Genomic DNA, 20,883 nt, shown 5'->3' on the forward strand with positions numbered 1-20,883 from the left:
ATGGATAGTAAGATTATCGAAGTTATTGAAAGTTATAATAAATATTTAGAGGGTCTACCTAAAGGATGTATAGCGATTGCAGAACAAATCCGAAAAAATGACATTCCTCAAGCTTTACAGAGTATTTTACACTTTAGTGAGGGCGCTTCATGGCTTACAACTGCTTCAGATTTATTAAGCAAAAATAATATTTTAGTTAGGTTTGAAGTTGAAAGGGTACATGAATTTTTAGAAGAAGTAAATAATGGTTTATCTATTCAAGATTATGTATTAGTAGCTGATATGTTTGAATATGAAATTGCTCCATTTTTTGAGGAAACCCCTTATATTGTTGGTGTTCAATCGTAATGAAATGGGAGGTTGAAAAAGCAAAAAACCAGCAATTAACCCTTAAAATAAATGATTATTATGTTTACAGTAAATATCGTCCATATGAAGATGCTGAGAAGTTTATTAATAGCAATACTAATCCAGAATCTGATTATTTTGTATTACTAGGGTTAGGATTAGGTTATCATTTGGCTGCGCTAAAGAAATTAGTACCATCAAATAAAATATCTGTTCTATTACTAGATAAAAATGAACAGGAATTTTATTTAAAATATTGCGATAGAAGTTTAATTAATGATATAAAACTAATTAATGTAACAGAGATTTCAAATATCAATAAGCATGAAAATATACAGTTTTTAGTTCCAATAAGTATAATTAATAGTTTAGACTCTACCCATGAACTAAAGGAAATATTTGATGAAGTAAAGTTAAAAGAAATGAGTTATCGTTTAGTTGCAGATCGAATGAGTGACAATTTTATTCATAATATTTCTTTGAATAATCTATTTATCAAGAATTTAAAGGGATTATTTACAGGACAAACAGCATGTCTTGTTTCCTCTGGTCCGTCAATAGATGAAATGATGCCATATTTAAAACAGAATCAAAATAAAGTTTTTATTTTATCTGTAAGTTCGGCAGTTCGTATTTTAGAGAAGTATAATATTCAGCCACATGCTACTGTTTTATCTGATGCCAAGGAACGGGTTCAATTACAATTTAAAGAATTATCCTATCAAGGTCCTCTTTTCTATTTGGCCACAGCTTGTAAAGAGGTATTAGCAAACTATATAGGAAAAAAATATATACTATTTCAAAAAGGATATGATCGTTCAGAGCAATATGCAGCTCAGTTGGAAGAACCTACGTTTGATGTAGGAGGCTCGGTAGCAATATTAGGTTTTCTACTATTAGAGTATTTAGGTTTTGAAAGAATTGTTTTATGTGGGCAGGATTTAGGATTCAGAGAAGGGAAAACTCACTCAATTCATACTACATCTGGGATGCATATAAGCGATTATTATAAATATGGAGAAGTAGAAGCAAACAATGGTGAGAAAATTAATATCTCAAAAAGCTTAAAAATATACCATAATTGGTTTGAAAATAAAATTAAAAAATCGAATATAGAAGTTTATAACACTGCATATTTGGGAGCAAAAATAAAAGGCGCTCCCTATATTGATTTAAAGAAATTTAATCAGCTAATTTTAGAGAATGATTCAAAAATACTACAAAAGAAATTAGGGGTGTTTGAAACATGAAGCCTTTTATAAAAATAGGTAATCGTCTGATTGGAGATAATTATCCTCCATTGGTCATTGCTGAAATAGGTATAAATCATGAAGGTTCACTTGAAGTTGCAAAACAAATGGTTGATGCAGCATATGGTGCAGGAGCTGAAATAATCAAACATCAAACACATGTTGTAGAAGATGAAATGAGTGAAGTGGCAAGAGGGGTAATACCCGGAAATACGGATGTTTCGATTTATCAAGTAATGGAACGATGTGCATTATCAGAAGAAGAAGAAATAGAGTTGAAAGTTTATGTAGAAACAAAAGGGATGATTTTTATCAGTACCCCATTCTCACGGGCTGCTGCAGATCGGCTACAACGTATGGGTGTTGAGGCTTATAAAATAGGGTCAGGAGAATGCAATAACTATCCATTAATAGAGCACATTGCGAAATTTGGAAAACCGATGATTGTATCTACTGGAATGAATGATATTGAAAGTGTTCGAAAAACAGTAAGTATATTAGAAAATTATAATATTCAATATGCATTGCTTCATTGTACAAATGTTTACCCTACTCCATCTCGGTTAGTGCGTCTAGGTGGTATGCAAGAACTTCAAAAAGAATTCCCGAATGCAATAATCGGTTTGTCTGACCATACAATCAATAACAATGCATGCTTGGCAGCTACGGCTTTAGGGGCTTCAATTTTAGAAAGACATTTCACCGATTCCATGGATCGTCCAGGTCCTGATATTGTTTGTTCAATGAATCCTCAAGCATTATCAGAGCTTATCCAAGGTACAAATGAAATTGCACAAATGCGTGGTGGAAAAAAGGAAGCCGCTAAAGAGGAACAAGTGACAATTGATTTTGCGTTCGCCACTGTTGTAGCAATAAAAGATATAAGAGAAGGCGAGAAATTATCAATGGAGAACATTTGGGTAAAACGGCCTGGTACAGGGGAAATCCATGCAGAGCACTTTAACTCATTATTAGGTAAGATGGTTAAAAAATCAATTAAGAAAGATACTCAACTGAAATTTAGTGACATTATTCAGTAAGGATAGATATAAATGGAAAAAAGGAAAATTGTTTTTTTAACAGGAACTCGAGCGGATTATGGAAAAATTAAATCATTAATGAAACGGATTATACAAGACAAGGAATTTGAGCTTTATTTGTTTGTAACTGGTATGCACATGCTTTCCCGTTATGGCTCAACTTGGCGGGAAATCGAAAAAGATGGCTTTAAAAACGTTTATCACTTTATTAATCAGAGCAAAAACACTCCAATGGATTTAGCATTAAGCAATACAATTGGTGGTTTAAGTAATTATATATCTGAAATAGAGCCTGATTTAATAGTAGTACACGGAGATCGTTTAGAAGCTTTGGCGGGGGCAATTGTTGGCGCATTTAATAATATTCGAGTAGCACATATTGAAGGTGGAGAAATTTCTGGAACAATTGATGAATCAATTCGTCACGCAGTAACGAAGTTTGCTCACCTGCACTTAGTAAGTAATGAAGAATCAAAAAAAAGGATAATTCAATTAGGTGAAAAAACAGATCATATTTTTATTATAGGTTCTCCAGATATTGACATTATGCATTCCAAGAGTTTACCGACAATTAAGGAAGCTAGAAAAAGATATGATATCCCTTTTGAACACTATGGTATTGTGATGTATCATCCTGTAACGACTGAGATTGATAAATTGTCTAAGAATATTGAAGCCTTTACAAATGCATTAATTGAATCAAACCGAAATTATATTGTTATTTACCCAAATAATGATTTAGGTAGCGATACCATTATTAACCAATATGAATTATTAGCGAATAATGATAAATTTGTCATTTATCCTTCTATTCGATTTGAATATTTTTTAACATTGATGAAATATGCTGATTTTATGATAGGAAATTCCAGTGCAGGCATCCGAGAATCAATTGTTTACGGTACACCTGCGATAGATGTTGGAAATAGACAAAGTGGTAGATATATAAAGGATGAAAATCCATTAATTATTCATGCTGATGAATGTACGGACAAGTTATTACATGCAATTAACAAAATTCCACAACATAAAGTCTATGTAAATTCACAATTTGGTAATGGCGACAGTGCTAAAAAATTTATGGAAATTATAAAGCAGTCAACAATTTGGAATGTAGATATTCAAAAGAAATTTTCTGATCTATAAAGGGGCTAGATATATGATTCAGGAGAAGAAAGTATTAGCAATTATACCAGCTCGTGGTGGAAGTAAAGGGATCCCTAAAAAAAACATTATAAAAGTTGGAGGTAAACCACTTATACAATTTACGATTGAAGCAGCAAAAGCTTCTAAATATATTGATGAGATACATATTTCTACTGATGATGTCGAGATAGCTTCAATTGTGAACGGATTGGGTTTACATATTAATCGATTACGCCCAAAACACTTGGCACAAGATAACAGTAAAACGATAGACGTTATGATTGATGTTCTAGACTATTACAATAAACAAAATGTAAGGTTTGATATTGTTGTTTTATTACAACCAACTCAGCCTTTAAGAAAGTCATTCCATATTGATGAAGCAATAGAGAAATATTTAGAATTCAATGAGGAAAGTGTTGTAAGTGTAAGTTTAGTAAATGAACATCCAATTTTAATGCGCAAAATAAATGAGTTTGGAACATTACTTCCTTTACTGAATGAAACAAGTACCATTCGTAGACAGGATTTTACGCCATTTTATATTGTAAATGGAGCAGTTTATATCAATAAAGTAAATGAATTAACTTCAAACACTAGTTTAAATGATAATTTACGACCTTATATTATGGATAGACGTTATCATGTCGATATAGATACATATAATGATTTAAAAATGTTTGAATTACTTTTAGATGAAGAAGGCGAACAATAAATGAAACTGTTAGTTATAGGTATTGATGCTTTAATGCCTGAGCTTGTTTATAACAATTTAGATTTATGTCCAAATATAGCCCGATTGATTGAGACAGGGACAAGTGGTGCATACAGTGGGTATATTTATGGTCATGGCTCAAGGGATAACTGGATTTCAATGTATACAGGTCTAGAGCCGGAAGTACATGGAACAGTACTTAATCGTTTTAAAGAGACAAATAGAATGCCGCGTTCAACAGATTACAATGATGAAAATACCATTTGGAATATATTAAGCAAGCATCATTATAAAGTAGGTTTTTGGAAAGGACTTTCTACTACACCACCTCAATCAGTAAATGGTTATATTGTGGCGGGGGAACCTCATTATGAAAATGAAGGATATGATGCGGAGATAGTAAGCAGAAAGCCAATCCTTATTGATGATAAGCAGTATCTTTTACAGTTTATAAAAGGAGAAGAACCGATACATCCAGAGCCTAAAACTTTAAAGGATTTCGGTTATACATTTGAGGAATTAAAAGGAAATCCACAACTAATTGATAATTTGCTAGAACCAAGCTATTTCGAAGAAGCGTTGGATTTCTTCGAGAAGAATTTGGATTTTAGACTCCAAAATATGATTAGCGTTCAAAAAAAGGAACCTGTAGATTTAATGTGGATGTATGATGCTGTGTTTGACTATATTGCTCATTTTCAAATGTTTGATACTGGTCACCAAGTTCTAAAAAAAGCACTATCTATTCTTGATAAATTTATAGGAAAGTTAATAGGCGAATTGAATCCTAAAAATATCCTTCTTTTATCAGATCATGGACAAAAATCATACCGAGAAATATTTCCTAATCTATCAAATGAAATAGTCGAAGAGGCATTTGGCTTAGCGAAGCAATGTATTATTACTGAAAAAAATATTGTATTGATAGGTCGGATGGAAGGACTTTTATCTGGTCTACATTCACTTAATGGAATAGTCTGTTTTTCTGGTGAAGCATTTGCTCATGCCAAACTCCAAAATTTTAGAACAATAGACATTTATTCAATGATTCTTGAGCTGTTCAATATTGAATTACCAAGTAATAGAAAAGGGTACATTCAAAATATATTCTCAAAAGAGCATTCAATAAAGAATAAAGCGAAAATAATTCCAAATTGCCCAAAACAACCAGTTTTATTGATTCAAAGTGAGGAAGTTTCTGAGTTCAATCGTGCAATAAACGAGTTTTATAAGCAAAATCGTTTTAAATCAATTTATGTATATGGTGAAAAAAAATATAAAGAAGTCTTTTTAGCAAATGATCAGGTAGATGGTTTTTATCTAAATGAAGTAAATTTAAGCGATATAGACTGTCATGAGATTTATGCTGTTTACCATAATCGTGTAACAAAAAATATACAATTTATTAGAGTTCGTTAACAAAAGGAGTACCATATGAAAAAAGTCATTACGTATGGAACGTTTGATTTATTGCATAAAGGCCATATTCGATTATTAGAAAGAGCAAAATCATTAGGGGATTATTTAATTGTAGGATTATCAACTGATGAATTTAATCGTTTAAAGGATAAGGAAGCTTATTATGATTATGAGCATCGTAAGTATATTTTAGAAGCAATAAAATACGTAGATGAAGTTATTCCTGAAATGAATTGGGATCAAAAAGCGGATGATATTTTTAAATATAATGTAGATATTTTTGTGATGGGTGATGATTGGGAAGGGAAGTTCGATGACCTAAATAAGCTATGTGAAGTGATTTATTTAGAGAGAACACAAAATATTTCAACTACCCAAATTAAAGTCGAACTTAAGAACTTATAGAGGAATGAATGAAAATGCAGCCTAAAGTAAGTGTGTTTATGATTACTTATAATCATCAGAAATTTATTGGTGAAGCAATTGAAAGTGTAATGAATCAAGATTACGGGAATATAGAGTTGGTAATTGGTGAAGATTGTTCTACAGATAATACGCTTGAAATTGTAAAAAAGTATAAAGAGAAATATTCTGAAAAAATAAAATTAATTTTACATAAACAGAATGTTGGAATGCATAGAAATACTGAGAGTGTAATTAAAGCCTGTGACGGGGATTATGTTGCTTTAATTGAAGGTGATGATTATTGGACGGATAATCAAAAAATATCTAAACAGGTTAAATTTTTAGAGGAAAATAAGGAATATGCGATTTGTTTCCATAGGGCGAAAATAGTAAATGATACAAATGTTCCTTTTGCAGAATACTTACCTAGCCTTCAAAACCGCCGTGAAGAATTTAGTATTTATGATTTTATTGACGGGCTATATATGCCAACCGCCTCTACTGTATTTAGAAATAATAAAATACATCAGTTCCCAGAGTGGTATTTTAATCTTTCTTTATATATTGATAGAATGTTTCACTTAATGAATGGACAGTATGGGAAAATAAAATTCCTTAATGAAACAATGTCTGTTTATCGAGTACATTCTGGAGGTTTTTGGTCTATACATCAAGATGAAAATAAGGTTAAAACCTTAAAGGAACGAATTTACTTGTTAGAAAATTTTAATAGTTACTCGAATAACAAGTATGAGCAGGTGATTAGATTTGCTGTACAAAAATGTAAGATGGAAATCTTAGTAGAAGAAACAGCAAAAAATATTCAATTAACTCTAAAGGTGAAAAAGCAATTAAGAGGAATTTTGGATATTACAATTAATGGTCGAGATATTTATCTTTTTGGAAGTGGAAGAGCTGGACAAAAGGCTTTAGACTTCCTTAAATGTTTAGGTTATTCAATCAAAGGATATCTAGACAATGATCAAAAGAAATGGAATACAGAGGTCAATGCTATTAAAGTAGAGTGTCCCAAAACGTTCGATTATAGAAATAAAGTTATTTTTATTGCTAGTGAGTTCCATAAAGAAATTGGACAACAATTGGAATCTTTTGGTTTAGTGGCAGACAAAGACTTTTATGTATTTTTAAATCTATTATCTGAAAAACAGGAGTTGATGATGTAGTGAAGGGTATTATTTTAGCAGGTGGAAGTGGTACACGTTTATATCCGTTAACAAAGTCAATTTCTAAGCAATTATTACCAGTTTATGATAAGCCGATGGTTTATTATCCATTGTCAGTACTAATGTTAGCAGGAATTCGTGAGATATTAATTATTTCAACTCCAACAGATATTGGTCGATATGAAGAGTTACTAGGAGATGGCAGTCAGTGGGGAATTCACTTGTCTTATGCCATTCAACCCTCTCCGGATGGATTGGCCCAAGCATTTATTATTGGTGAAGAGTTTATTGGAAATGATTCTGTTGCACTTGTCTTAGGGGACAATCTATTCTATGGACATGGGTTAACACAATTACTACAAAAAGCGGCTACACGTGAATCGGGTGCTACGGTATTTGGATATCATGTACATGACCCGGAACGCTTTGGGGTAGTAGAGTTTGGTGTAAATGGTAGAGCGATTTCTATAGAAGAAAAACCTGAAAAACCAAAGTCGAACTATGCTGTAACAGGGCTATATTTCTATGATAATCGAGTAATTGAGATAGCGAAATCTATTAAGCCGTCAGCTCGTGGGGAGTTAGAAATTACTGATGTAAATAAATTCTATCTTGAACAAGGGGAATTAAACCGTAGAGTTATTAGGTCGCGGTTATTCATGGTTTGATTCCGGTACGCATGAATCATTACTTGAGGCATCTCAATTTATTGAGACAATAGAAAAACGTCAGAGCAGATGAGGTATACGGTAGCTTAGGTGACACTGGATTTTTCATAGAAGAGACTCCTTTAGCACCAAACAGTCCATATTCAGCTAGTAAGGCTGGTGCAGATATGTTAGTTCTTTCGTATTTTGAAACGTTTGGAATGAATGTGAATATTACGCGTTGTTCAAATAACTATGGTCCTTATCATTTCCCAGAAAAGCTAATTCCTCTGATGGTAACGAATGCTCTAGAAGGTAAGATGTTGCCGATTTATGGAGATGGAAGAAATATTCGAGATTGGCTTCATGTAAACGGATCATTGTGAAGCAATTGATTTAGTACTACATAAAGGTGTACCTGGTGAAGTTTACAATGTCGGTGGACATAATGAAAAAACTAATAATGAAATTGTTCATTTAATTGTAGAGTATTTAGGGGTTTCAAAGGATTTAATACATTATGTATCTGATCGTTTAGGGCATGATCGTCGCTATGCAATCGATCCAACGAAGCTAGAAAAACAACTAGGCTGGAAGCCACAATATACATTTGAGAAAGGCATTATAGAAACGATTGATTGGTATTTAAATAATCGTGAATGGTGGCAAAACATTAAATTAGGAACCTATCAAGACTATTATAAGAAACAATACGGTGATCCATCATGAAGGTACTTGTAACGGGAGCAAATGGACAACTAGGAATGGATGTTGTCCTTCTTTTTAGAAAAAGAGGTTTAGATGTTTATGGTTACGGACGTGAAGAGCTTGATATTACAAATCAGCAACAAGTGAATACTGTTATTACATCTATTCAACCTGATGTAGTTATTCATACCGCTGCATATACACAAGTGGATTTAGCTGAATCAGAACCAGATAAAGCATACTTAGTAAATGCAATCGGTACAAGAAATATAGCAGTGGCGGCGCATAAAGTAGATGCCAAACTGGTTTATATTAGCACGGACTATGTATTTGATGGCACTGCAACAAAACCAATCGATGAATTCCAACCAACTAACCCTCAAACTATTTATGGTAAGTCGAAGTTAGCTGGGGAGCAATTTGTGCGTGAGCTTCATAATAAATTTTTTATTGTACGAACTTCTTGGGTTTATGGTGTACATGGCAATAATTTTGTGAAAACAATGTTAAAGCTAGCGGAAAAAATGGACGATATAAAGGTTGTAGATGATCAAATTGGCTCACCGACATATACAGTTGATTTAGCTGAAAAACTAGCTGAACTCTGTGGTACAGAGAAGTATGGAACATATCATATTTCAAATGAAGGTCAGTGTTCATGGTATGAATTTGCATGTGAAATTTTTAGGATAGCAGGAAAAGATACAAAAGTTATTCCATGTACTTCCGAGGATTTTCAGAGACTGGCTAAGCGACCAAAATATAGTGTATTGAAGCATCAAGCATTGGACATAAACGGAGTTTCACTGTTAAGTAATTGGACTTGTAGTTTATCAAAATACTTCAAAAAGGAATAAAAGATGGAGAAACGAATTTCTATAATAATACCTAATAAAAATAGTTATAGTTACCTAAAATCATGTATAGACTCAATTACTAAATTAAACTATAAAAACTTTGAAGTAATAATAGTAGATAATGGTAGTACCGAGGAGGATATTTTAGATTACTATGAAATTTTAAACAAAAAAAATACCTATAAAATAATTAAATGTAAGATGGAGTTTAATTATTCTAAAATGAATAATATGGGAGCAGAGCATGCTACGGGAGATTTTTTGCTGCTATTGAACAATGATACTATGTTCGTCGATCCTGATACTATAAAAAAAATGTTGAAGCTTGCTGAAAAAGGTGATACTGGTGCAGTTGGGGTACTAATGTTATTTGAAGATAATACAATTCAACATATCGGTGTTACTATTAGACATCAGCTTGCTAAACATCATTTTAAATATAACTATTATAAACGTGTTGAAGAATTCGAGCTTAATCAATGGGATAATCTACAATGCGACGCGGTAACAGGAGCATGTTTATTAATAAAAAAACAACTTTATATGAACATAGCAGGTTTGAATGAAAGTTTGAAAATCGCATATAACGATATAGATTTATGTTTAAGATTAAGAAAGTTGGGTCTGAAAAATTACTGTGTGATAAATAGTTATATTTATCATTTTGAGAGTAAAAGTAGAGGGGATAAAGATATTTCTAATGATATAAAATTATTTAATAAGATTAGTGAATTCAGTGAAGAAATAACATATATAGATTTTTACAGATTACTTAATAACGCAGCATTAGAAAAATTTATCAACAATCAAGAATTCTTTATTTTTGGAACGAGTAGGGCAGGACAGGAAGCATTTGCGCTAGTATGCAAAAATCGTTTAACAAATAATTTTAAAGGATTTATAGATAATAATAGCGAAAAACATAATTTAATTTTAAATAATTACAGGATCTATAACCCAAATATATTAACAAATAATTCTAAGATAATTGTAGCAAGCAGTTTTGCTAATCAAATTAATTTACAATTAAAAAAAATGGGTATCAAGGATGAAAATGTTTTGTTTATTAATTGAATGATAAGTGTACTGGAGAGGAATATGATGGATAAAGAAGTCTATAAAGAAGTCTTTAATGATCGTAGACGATATTTTATGAAGTTATTAAAAATGGCTGAAGAGAATATCGCAAATAATCATATAAATGATGGCATAGTTTATTTAGAGATAGCTGCTAGATATGCTACTGAAGTTCATTTTGGCGAATTTTATAATTTTGAAATAGAGGAAATGATAAAAAATATTTCAAATAAATATTTTTTAAATGATAAATTCCCACAAAATAATAACAGAAAAAGAAATAAAGTACTACATATTGCAACAAAAATCTATGAAACAGGTGGTCACACTCGGTTAATGCTAAACTGGATTGACTGTGATACAAATAACCATAATGATATTTTACTCACTGACATCGAGGAGAATCAGATACCCACAGAATTGTTAAAACAATATGAAAAAAAGTTTAGCATATACAACGTAGGACATTTAAAAGGGATAGAAAAGATTAATGAAATCAGGGAATACGCTAAAAAGTATGACTATGTTATATTGCATATTCATCCAAGCGATGTATACACTTCAATTGCATTACACAATTGTCCACTACCTATCCTTTTTTTAAATCACGCGGATCATAGATTTTGGATCGGACGAAACACAGCTAATTTATTTTTAGAGATTAGACAGGAGGGTGCAAATAATTCAAATATAAAACGAAATATTCCAAAATCACATCAAATGATATTTCCTATTCCTCTTAAAAGAATAAAAAAATTTACGAAGATAGAGGCTAGAAAATTATTAAATATTGATGATGATGAAATAATGATTTTATCCATTGCATCTGCTTATAAATACAATCCGATAGATGACAACGGATTAGCTGATTGTATTATACATATAAGTAATAAATTTAAAAAAGTAAGGTTTGTTTTTATAGGTCCTAATTTAAATATAGAGTTTTGGAAGGAAATTAAGGAAAAAGCAAATGGCCAAGTTGATATATTGGGGGAAATAACAGATGTTGACAGTTATTATTTAGCTGCTGATATATATTTGGATTCTTATCCTTTTGTATCATTAACCTCTTTGTTAGATGCTGGGAAGTACGGTTTACCATTAGTAAGTGTAAAGAAGAATATGACAGTAACAGATATTGATGACATAGCATTAGATAATAATTTTAAAGTAAATTCATTAAAAGAATTAATGGCTAAACTAGAACTTTGGATTAGTAATAGGGAAATACTTGAAAAACAAAGATTTAAATACAAAGATGATATAAAAAAATATCACTTATTGAGTAGCTCTTCTAAAATATTGGAAAGAGCATACCGATTGAGTGCTAAATTGGATAAATTAGAAAATAAAAATTTCCAAAATGAAATTTATGAAGATAGAGACTTTCCATTAACATATTTGCATTTTAAAAATAGAAGTAGGGAATTTGAGTTTTTAAAAGTTTGGGCTTGGCATTATGAAAAATTATCGAGAGAGCAGCAAGAAATATTTTTAAACTATCTGAATGCTACATTTAATAGAAATTCTGATGAATATTATGCTTTACTACCTTATTCAATAAAACATATGTGAGGTGAAATCTTATTTATAAATTAATTGACTTACAAATTCATGGCGACGAACGAGGTTCATTAATTTCATTAGAAGCAATGAAAAATGTGCCATTTGAAATAAAACGTGTTTATTATATTTTTAATACTGAGCAAGGTGTTTCAAGAGGGTATCATGCACATAAGACTCTAAAACAAATTTTAGTTTGTGTAAGTGGTTCATGTAACATTAAATTAGATAATGGGGTTACTACTGAAGAAATAATGCTAAATAAGCCAAATCAAGGTCTTTTCATCGAGGGAATGATTTGGAGAGAAATGCATGAGTTTAGTAGAGATTGTGTACTAATGGTATTAGCAAGTGAACTATATAATGAAGAAGATTATATTCGGAGTTATCAAGACTATATAGAAGAAGGAAAAAAACGTAAAAAAAAATATTTTTGCCATAAAAATAGTATAGTAGAATCCGCAAAAATAGGAGAGGGCACTACTGTATGGGCATATGCGCATGTATTCCCTCATGCTGTTATTGGAGATAATTGTAACATTAATGATCATACGCTTATTGAGAACGATGTTGTAATTGGCAATAATGTTACTGTGAAATCAGGTGTTCATATTTGGAACGGCGCTAGAATTGGAAATAATGTATTTATTGGACCAAGTGTTGTTTTTACAAATGACTTAAATCCCAGATCAAAAATATATCCAGAAGAATTTAAAAAAATTATTATTAATGATTTTGCTTCAATTGGCGCAAATTCTACTCTTTTGGGGGGGATTAGTATTGGGAAGTATGCATTAATAGGAGCTGGCTCAGTAGTTACGAAAAACGTTCCAGAACACGCTTTAGTATACGGTAATCCTGCTGAAATCAAAGGATTTGTCTGCAAATGCGGAGAAAAAATAATAGAAGGTTGCATTTGTGAAAATTGCGGTATGACATTTTCCAGTATTGATATAGAAGGGAAGAGAAATAATTGATTCCATTCTTAGATTTAAAATTAATTAATCAAAAATATGAAACAGAATTGAAAGAAGTGGCCAAAAGAGTCATAGATAGTGGATGGTACATATTAGGTGATGAGGTAGAAAAATTTGAAAAAGAGTTTGCTGCTTATTGTGGGACAAAATATTGTATTGGTGTTAGCAATGGGCTAGATGCATTAAAACTAATTTTACGTGCCTATGATATTGGAGCAGGTGATGAAGTAATTGTTCCTGCAAATACTTTTATAGCGACGGCATTAGCAGTTTCAGAAGTAGGAGCTAAACCAATTTTAGTTGAGCCTAGGAACGATACTTATCTGATTAATCCTGAATTAATAGAAGCTGCTATTACTGATAAAACAAAAGCAATTATTGTAGTTCATTTATACGGTAGGGTAGAGGAAATAGATAAAGTAAAACAAATTGCAGAAAAACATAATTTGAAGTTAATTGAAGATGCTGCTCAAGCCCATGGAGCTAACTATAAAAATATAAAGGTTGGAAATTTAGGCAATGCTGCAGCTTTTAGTTTTTATCCAGGGAAAAATTTAGGCGCCCTAGGGGATGCTGGAGCGATTACAACTAATGACGAGGAATTGGGGAGAAAAGTAAAAGCGCTTAGAAATTATGGTTCAGAAAAGAAATACATACATGAGTTTAAGGGATATAATAACCGTCTAGATGAAATGCAGGCAGCATTTTTAAGAGTAAAACTCAAGTATTTAGATAATGAAAATTATTTGAGACAAGAAACTGCGGCAAAATATTTGGACTCTATTGTAAATGGAAAAATCATTTTACCTGCAAAACCAATAACTAGGGAGAATCATGTTTGGCATTTATTCACGATCAGAACTAATAATAGAAACTCTTTAATAAAATATTTGAGCGATAATGGTATAGAGACACTTATTCACTACCCGATGGAGATTTTCAAACAAGTTGCCTATAAAGGTGAATACAATGTAGCACAGTATGGAATTACAACAGCAATAGTAAATGAAGTGTTATCTATTCCTATACCATTTGATGAAAATGAAGCGCAATATATCATTGATGTTATAAATAAATTTTAATAGGAATCTAGGTGAATTTTAGGTGGGGAAATCGTATTTAATATATGGAACAGGTAGTTTCGCTAGTGAAATTTATAGCCAATATAGTAATAAATTATCGATACTGGGGTTTGTTGAAACTTTTAAGTCGGCGAATGAGTTTATAGGTTTACCTGTATATGATTCAGAAGAACTTATTACATTTTCTAGATTAAATGACTGCTTTTTTATTCTTACATCAAAAAATCCATATAGTTGCTCTGCAATGATGAACAATCTTATGGAAATAGGGGTGAAAAAAGAAAAAATTATATTAGATTATATTGATGATAAAAATATATATCATTTATATCCCAAAATAAACGATAAGGAATTATTCGATGAATTATGTTTGAAATTTAATTGGTTTTTACCATGTAATTCAAATATAAATGCTGAAGTTCATATTTATAGTGATTCAATTGAAGAAGGAATTATAGGAAATATTTATATCCATAATAAAAATATTGAATTAAATAATTCTTTTAAATATTTAGTTTGGGATGTAGAACAGATCAGTCAACTAACTGAATTAAAATGTAAATTATATATAATTGACAAAAACTACAAAAAAGATGTTGATATTTTAAGTTGGATGAAGATGTTCTATGAATCATTAAGTATAAAAAGTAAATTTAACATCAAAGAGCATTCTATTGAAAATTTTAGAAATTTAAGTAGAAAAGATTATAAAGAAAGCTGGATTTTTACAACTGGACCTAGCTTAGGAAGATATAAAGAGTTTGATTATAATAAAAATGATTTTAAACTAATTTGTAACAATATAATACTAGATGATGAATTTTTAAATCATGTTTATCCAACAGCGATTACAATAGCTGATATTGCAGTGTTTTTTTCAGAATGTGAATATGGGATAAATTACAGGAATAAATTGTATGATAATTTGGTGAAGTATAAAATTTATTGTATTGTGCCAGAGCATATTGCCTATTTGATGGTCATTAATAACCCTTCAATTATTAATTATGTAATTGGTGTGCCTGTGAAAAATGAACAAATTCCTAATATAGTTGATAATAATAATTTTTATATTACACCAGCAGATAATATTGCAACAATACTATTAATGCCAATAGCTTCAGGTCAAACTGATACAATCAAATTAATAGGAATGGACGGCAAATCTTTAAAAAATGAAAAGTTAAAAAAGAGCAGTCATATTTGGAATCACTATGAACAAATTGAATATGATTTTTCAAGTATAAAAAAAAGCTATCCCGCATATTTTTCGAACATTGACAAAGAGCAATATTATGATAAGCATGAAGAAGATTTAGAAAAAGTTCTTACATATGGTGAGAGATTCGGAAAAAAATATATAAGTAAAACTTTTTCAAACTATGAGCCTCTAAAAAAAAGAATGGAGGATTAATGTATGTTAAATAAATTATTGAAAAATGAAAAATTAATTATAGTAGATGTTGGTGCTAGTGGCGGGGTTCAAATGGAATGGTTGCCATTTCGAGAGTTTTGCGAATTTTATCTTTTTGAACCTGACGAAAGAGCAGTTTTAAAAAATGATAATGATAATATATTTATTCAAAATTACGGACTATCGGATTCTAATGAAACAATGGATATTTTTTTATGTAGAAAGCAACAGGTTTCGTCAATTTATGAGCCCAATCATGAACTTTTGACAAAATATCCAGCACCAGAAAGATTTGATGTATTAAAAAAAGAAAAATTACAAGTACATAGTATGCACGATGTTTTAAAATTGTATCCGAATTTTGTGAAAATAGATGTACAAGGACATGAATTGGCTGTTATTAAAGGAATGAAAGATTTAATTAATAGTGTTATCGGTTTAGAAGTTGAAGTTTCTTTTATTGAGATATATAAAAAACAGCCATTATTTTCAGAGGTGGATAACTATTTAAAGAATAACGGATTCCAACTTTTTGATTTGAAACGATATTTTTGGAGAAGAGATGCTAAGAAAAACTATGGTTCACTAAAAGGGCAACTTTCTTTTGCCGAGGCACTGTATTTACGATCTCCAGAGTATATTATTGAAAATTTTGCTAAAGATAAATCAGAAATATTTAAAAGTATTTTAATTTATAAAAAATATGGATACTACGATTTAATTGAAATTTTAGCGGAGTTGGCTAAGGAGAATAATATTATTGTAAGTGAGGATTATGATCATATAATGGACATTTGTTCTTTAGCTGAAGATCAATCATTTCCGATATTAGGTAAAGGTAGAATTCAAAATGATGAAATCTTAGGAAATCAATGAGTTAAATTTGGAAAAGAGGAATAGTATTGAAAATAGTAGCATTTGTTCCTATAAAATTAAATAATCAACGACTATCTGGGAAAAATATTAAATCTTTTCAGGATGGTAAACCTTTAATACAATACATACTTACTACGTTAAATCAATTAAGCTATGAGATTGATATTTATGTATATTGTAGTGATGAGATTATAAAACATTATTTAGTTGGTAAAACACAGTATTTAAAACGTTCTTCTGAATTGGATAAAGATGGAACCAAAATTAATGAAGTGATTGAAAGTTTTGTTAGTGATGTTAATGCGGATATTTATTTAATGGCACATGCGACATCTCCTTTTATTACAAAAAAGAGTATTGAAAAAGGTTTAAAAGCTGTACTTGATGAAGGAAAAGATTCCGCTTTTGCTGTTAAAGCGCTTCAAGACTTTATGTGGAAAGATGGAAAACCTCATAACTATTCATTAGATGCAATTCCTAGAACACAAGATTTAGAGAAAGTTTTTATTGAAACTAGTGGCTTTTATATTTTTAAAAAGGAAGTATTTATAAATCATTATCGTCGAATTGGCATTAATCCTCAATTAATTGAAGTTAGTGAAATTGAAGCTATTGATATTGATACAAAAGAAGACTTTACATTAGCTGAAGCCATATTAAATTTTAGGTAGGTAAATATATGAAAATATCTATTTTAGATTGTACTCTACGTGACGGTGGATATATAAATCAATGGCGTTTTACTGAAAAGCAAATAACTTCCATATTAAATAATTTAGCATTATCGAATATTGATTATATCGAATGTGGATATTTAAAATATTCTACTGAAAATAATTCAGATACAACTTTGTTCAAAAAAGTTGAACAAATTCGAAATTATTTACCTTTTAATAAAAAGTCTAATAATTTTGTTGTGATGATAAATTATGGGGAATATCCTATTGAACATTTACCTGTTAATAATGGAGAGATTTTTGGGATACGTGTCGCTTTTCGTCGACAAGATTGGCAAGAAGCAATGGAGTATTGTCAACAAATCAAAGATAAAGGTTACTATGTCTTTATTCAACCAATGATAACCATAAATTATTCTGATATTGAGTTATTAGATATGATTCAAATAATAAACGATATTCAGCCTTATGCTGTATATATAGTTGATAGCTTTGGGGTAATGAAACCGAAGGATTTACTAAGATTAACATATTTATTAGATCATAATTTAGAATCAAAAATTAAGTTAGGTTTTCATGGTCATAATAATTTACAATTAGTGTTTTCAAATGCTACTCATTTTGTTGAGTCAAATATTACTAGAGATATTATTATAGACAGTTCAGTTTATGGTATGGGAAGAGGAGCAGGTAACTTAAATACAGAATTATTTGTTGAGTATTTAAACGATAGGCATGCTGCAAAATATGTATTGACACCATTACTAAAAATTATTGATGAGTCATTAATGACGATATATCAAGAAAATTATTGGGGGTATTCTTTACCATATTTTATTGCAGCAAGGAACAACTGCCATCCTAACTATGCAAATTATTTACTTAATAAAAATTCTTTAAATGTTGAAGATATTGAAAGAATAATAAAATCTATTGAAGATAATAAAAAAGACGCTTTTGATAAATTATATATTGAGGATATTTATATTAATTATCAAACCCGTCGTAGTAAAAGTATAGTTTTATCGAATGACATACACGAAGTTTTTGCCGAAAAAGATGTATTAATCATTGGTCCAGGAAAAAGTATACTATCAATGGAAAATATAGATTTATATGCTGAAAATCAAAATAATATTGTAGTTTCTGTTAATTTTATTCCTCAAATTTGTTCAGTAGATTATATTTTCATTAGTAATAGTAAACGATTTGAACATTTGGATAAAAGTGAAAAACCGTTAATTGTTACATCAAACATTAATTATCCAGGAGCAGATTATAAGGTTGATTATAAAGCGTTACTACATCATGATTTAGAAATTCATGATAATGCTCTAGTCATGCTACTTAAGCTCTTAATTAATTCGAATGCCCATAAAGCGATTTTAATCGGATTTGATGGATATGAAATTGATATAAATGAAAATTATAGCGATGCTGATCATATTATACCGATGGATAGAGAAAAAGTGCAGGTTTTAAATCGAAAAATAGGTACATCGATTCAGGAACTTTCTTCGGAAATTGAGATTGTATTTAATACTCCTTCAAAATATTTCAAGACTGAAGATCATGTAATAAAAATATGATAGGGGGAGAAAGATTTGCAAAAGGATATATTGTTAAATAATGAGCTGATGTTCAGAAAAATAAAAGGTTATAAACATGAATACACACAACAGTTAATAATCAAAGTTGAACGAACTCTCCCATTTGAATACGTTTCTAAAATGATTACCCCTTTCCTTTCTCGAATTGAGAAGGAGGGGATATTTTCATATTCTGATTACGATACGTCCATACCGATTTTATCCACTAATGGAGAAGTAGATATAGTTCTTTTCTGGACGGATTGGCGTTTATATATGGATAAAATGGAGCCTAAACCCCTTTTAGAATGGTTGAAAACAAGGTTATCTGAAGTAGATACGTCAAAGCCTATTCTAATCAATAACTGGCCAACATTTTGGGAGTTGGATGAAAAGCAATATGCAGCAAGTGTATCTAAGCGTGGATGGATTTATGAATTTAACTATTTGCTAGAAACATTGAAAGATGAATTTAACAATATTGAGATTATAGATATGAATTTATTTGCTAGTCAGATGGGGATGAGTTCATATGATGCAAGAAATGATGAAGTGAGTAACTATCCACTCTCTAATCAATTAACATTACAATTAGCACGTCATATTGCACTAAATTTAATTCCAGCTATGCTTGAACCAAAATTAAAAGCGATTGTTTTAGACCTTGATAATACGCTATATAGTGGTGTTTTAGGCGAAGATGGTATAGAAGGAATCCAGTTAACGGAGGAGCATATTCAGCTACAAAAAGTGTTAATGCGAATAAAGGAAAACGGTATTTTACTGGCAATAAGCTCTAAAAATAATAAGCAAGATGTACTGGAAATGCTGGAAAAGCGTAAAGACTTCCCACTAGATAAAGATGACTTTACATTTATGGAGGCGAACTGGAAAAGTAAGGCGGATAATATTCGATTAATGGCGAAAAAATTTAATTTTGATGTATCAGCCATGTTATTTATCGATGATAATCCAGCCGAGATTGCCCTTGTAAAAGAACAAATTCCGACTATACATACATTAATGGCGGATGCTACAGGTAAAGAGACAGTACATCGATTATTAAATTATCCATTTCTTTATTCTCGTAAAAAAGATAATTCAGCAGATTTACGTCAAAAGGATATTTTAGCGAATCAAAAACGTGTAGAGCTTGAAAAAAAAGTTGGAGATAGTAATAGATACCTTGCTTCATTACAAATGAAGATTTCAGTTTTCGAAAATGAATCTCTTCACCTACAAAGAATCTATGAAATGGGGCAAAAAACAAATCAGTTTAATCTTGCTTTACACCGTTTTGCAGAGGGAGAGATACAAGAGAAAGCTAAGGATTCAACTTATAAAATATATACGGTAGCGTTATCAGATATGCTAAATGACAGTGGGATTATTGGAACCTATATAGTAAGGTTAGATGGGGATATAGCAACTTTTGAGGAAATATTATTTAGTTGCCGAGCACTCGGTCGTAACGTTGAAGATGCTTCTCTACAGTTAATTCTAAGTAAACTCATTAACGAGGGAATTCGACAAATAAAATTTGAATCAGTGGAAGGTCCACGAAATAGCCCAGCGCTTGAGTGGTTAAATAACATTTACATAAGTCCAAAAATAGCCGATATACTAAAAGAATTAAATAATAAATTAAAAGATTATCCTGCGGAGGTTTGTTGGCAAAATGAGAGAAACCATTAATGAAATACTAATTGAAATCCTAGAGCTAGATGATGCAAATGTCGAGCTTCTAGATCGCGAAAAAAATGCAACTTGGGATTCCATTAAACATTTAGAAATTATTATGGCTATCGAAGAAGAATTTGATATTCGCTTTACTGCTACTGAAGTAACAGCGGTTAAGAATATTCAAGATTTATATGAATATGTAGAGAAAAAACTAGTGTAAGTTGGG

General features: G+C 30.7%; 19 protein-coding genes and 2 pseudogenes. All 21 read left to right on the plus strand.

The features are described from left to right. The 21 genes and pseudogenes from QNH24_RS03780 to QNH24_RS03880 all read left to right on the plus strand — a co-directional run bounded on the left by QNH24_RS03780 (nt 1) and on the right by QNH24_RS03880 (nt 20,877). Entirely contained in the window at nt 1–348 is a 348-nt protein-coding gene (locus QNH24_RS03780) for a DUF8042 domain-containing protein (protein WP_283870822.1), read from the plus strand. Continuing rightward, nucleotides 348–1,598: a motility associated factor glycosyltransferase family protein gene (locus tag QNH24_RS03785; RefSeq protein WP_283870823.1), complete on the plus strand. Its 1,251-nt coding sequence runs from the start codon at nt 348–350 to the stop codon at nt 1,596–1,598. The genes QNH24_RS03780 and QNH24_RS03785 overlap by 1 nt, the downstream gene beginning before the upstream one ends. Beyond that, nucleotides 1,595–2,638, plus strand: coding sequence for an N-acetylneuraminate synthase family protein (locus QNH24_RS03790; RefSeq protein WP_283870824.1), 1,044 nt, complete (start codon nt 1,595–1,597; stop codon nt 2,636–2,638). Before QNH24_RS03785 ends, QNH24_RS03790 begins: the two co-directional genes overlap by 4 nt. 12 nt (nt 2,639–2,650) lie before the next feature. Next, nucleotides 2,651–3,784 carry a UDP-N-acetylglucosamine 2-epimerase gene (gene neuC / locus QNH24_RS03795; RefSeq protein WP_283870825.1) on the plus strand — a complete coding sequence of 378 codons (1,134 nt, stop codon included), beginning with the start codon at nt 2,651–2,653 and terminating at the stop codon, nt 3,782–3,784. 13 nt (nt 3,785–3,797) lie between these two features. Continuing rightward, complete coding sequence (locus tag QNH24_RS03800) at nt 3,798–4,499, plus strand: acylneuraminate cytidylyltransferase family protein (RefSeq protein ID WP_283870826.1); 702 nt, start codon at nt 3,798–3,800, stop codon at nt 4,497–4,499. Then, nucleotides 4,500–5,918 carry an alkaline phosphatase family protein gene (locus QNH24_RS03805; RefSeq protein WP_283870827.1) on the plus strand — a complete coding sequence of 473 codons (1,419 nt, stop codon included), beginning with the start codon at nt 4,500–4,502 and terminating at the stop codon, nt 5,916–5,918. It begins immediately after the preceding gene. A 15-nt stretch (nt 5,919–5,933) separates the two neighbouring features. After that, nucleotides 5,934–6,323, plus strand: a complete 390-nt coding sequence (tagD, locus tag QNH24_RS03810) for a glycerol-3-phosphate cytidylyltransferase (protein ID WP_283870828.1) — start codon at nt 5,934–5,936, stop codon at nt 6,321–6,323. 14 nt (nt 6,324–6,337) lie between these two features. Next, nucleotides 6,338–7,507, plus strand: coding sequence for a glycosyltransferase (locus tag QNH24_RS03815; RefSeq protein ID WP_283870829.1), 1,170 nt, complete (start codon nt 6,338–6,340; stop codon nt 7,505–7,507). Continuing rightward, a pseudogene (gene rfbA, locus QNH24_RS03820) lies at nt 7,507–8,242 on the plus strand (glucose-1-phosphate thymidylyltransferase RfbA); the annotation flags it as partial. The gene QNH24_RS03815 and the pseudogene rfbA, both read left to right, overlap by 1 nt. After that, nucleotides 8,235–8,883 (plus strand): annotated as a pseudogene (locus QNH24_RS03825) (dTDP-glucose 4,6-dehydratase); the annotation flags it as partial. The pseudogenes rfbA and QNH24_RS03825, both read left to right, overlap by 8 nt. Next, nucleotides 8,880–9,719 (plus strand): dTDP-4-dehydrorhamnose reductase, encoded by an 840-nt coding sequence (gene rfbD, locus QNH24_RS03830; RefSeq protein ID WP_283870830.1) that lies wholly within the window; start codon nt 8,880–8,882, stop codon nt 9,717–9,719. The pseudogene QNH24_RS03825 and the gene rfbD, both read left to right, overlap by 4 nt. A 3-nt stretch (nt 9,720–9,722) precedes the next feature. Beyond that, nucleotides 9,723–10,793, plus strand: coding sequence for a glycosyltransferase family 2 protein (locus tag QNH24_RS03835; protein WP_283870831.1), 1,071 nt, complete (start codon nt 9,723–9,725; stop codon nt 10,791–10,793). A 27-nt stretch (nt 10,794–10,820) separates the two neighbouring features. Then, entirely contained in the window at nt 10,821–12,371 is a 1,551-nt protein-coding gene (locus QNH24_RS03840; RefSeq protein ID WP_283934524.1) for a glycosyltransferase family protein, read from the plus strand. Nucleotides 12,372–12,394: 23 nt separating this feature from the next. Then, the gene (locus QNH24_RS03845; protein WP_283872728.1) at nt 12,395–13,336 is read left to right on the plus strand and encodes a WxcM-like domain-containing protein; all 942 of its coding nucleotides are present in this window, start codon (nt 12,395–12,397) and stop codon (nt 13,334–13,336) included. Then, nucleotides 13,333–14,418, plus strand: a complete 1,086-nt coding sequence (locus QNH24_RS03850) for a DegT/DnrJ/EryC1/StrS family aminotransferase (protein ID WP_283870833.1) — start codon at nt 13,333–13,335, stop codon at nt 14,416–14,418. The genes QNH24_RS03845 and QNH24_RS03850 overlap by 4 nt, the downstream gene beginning before the upstream one ends. Nucleotides 14,419–14,440: 22 nt before the next feature. After that, the gene (locus tag QNH24_RS03855; RefSeq protein ID WP_283870834.1) at nt 14,441–15,832 is read left to right on the plus strand and encodes a hypothetical protein; all 1,392 of its coding nucleotides are present in this window, start codon (nt 14,441–14,443) and stop codon (nt 15,830–15,832) included. A 3-nt stretch (nt 15,833–15,835) separates the two neighbouring features. Then, nucleotides 15,836–16,708, plus strand: coding sequence for an FkbM family methyltransferase (locus tag QNH24_RS03860; RefSeq protein WP_283870835.1), 873 nt, complete (start codon nt 15,836–15,838; stop codon nt 16,706–16,708). Nucleotides 16,709–16,734: 26 nt separating this feature from the next. Then, nucleotides 16,735–17,379, plus strand: a complete 645-nt coding sequence (locus tag QNH24_RS03865; protein ID WP_283870836.1) for an acylneuraminate cytidylyltransferase family protein — start codon at nt 16,735–16,737, stop codon at nt 17,377–17,379. 8 nt (nt 17,380–17,387) lie between these two features. Continuing rightward, nucleotides 17,388–18,974, plus strand: a complete 1,587-nt coding sequence (locus QNH24_RS03870) for an aldolase catalytic domain-containing protein (protein WP_283870837.1) — start codon at nt 17,388–17,390, stop codon at nt 18,972–18,974. 15 nt (nt 18,975–18,989) lie between these two features. After that, nucleotides 18,990–20,669 carry an HAD-IIIC family phosphatase gene (locus QNH24_RS03875; protein WP_283870838.1) on the plus strand — a complete coding sequence of 560 codons (1,680 nt, stop codon included), beginning with the start codon at nt 18,990–18,992 and terminating at the stop codon, nt 20,667–20,669. Further along, complete coding sequence (locus QNH24_RS03880; protein ID WP_283870839.1) at nt 20,653–20,877, plus strand: acyl carrier protein; 225 nt, start codon at nt 20,653–20,655, stop codon at nt 20,875–20,877. Before QNH24_RS03875 ends, QNH24_RS03880 begins: the two co-directional genes overlap by 17 nt. The last annotated feature ends 6 nt before the right edge of the window (nt 20,878–20,883 follow it).

The organism is Lysinibacillus pakistanensis, assembly GCF_030123245.1.
Lineage (GTDB): Bacteria > Bacillota > Bacilli > Bacillales_A > Planococcaceae > Lysinibacillus > Lysinibacillus pakistanensis.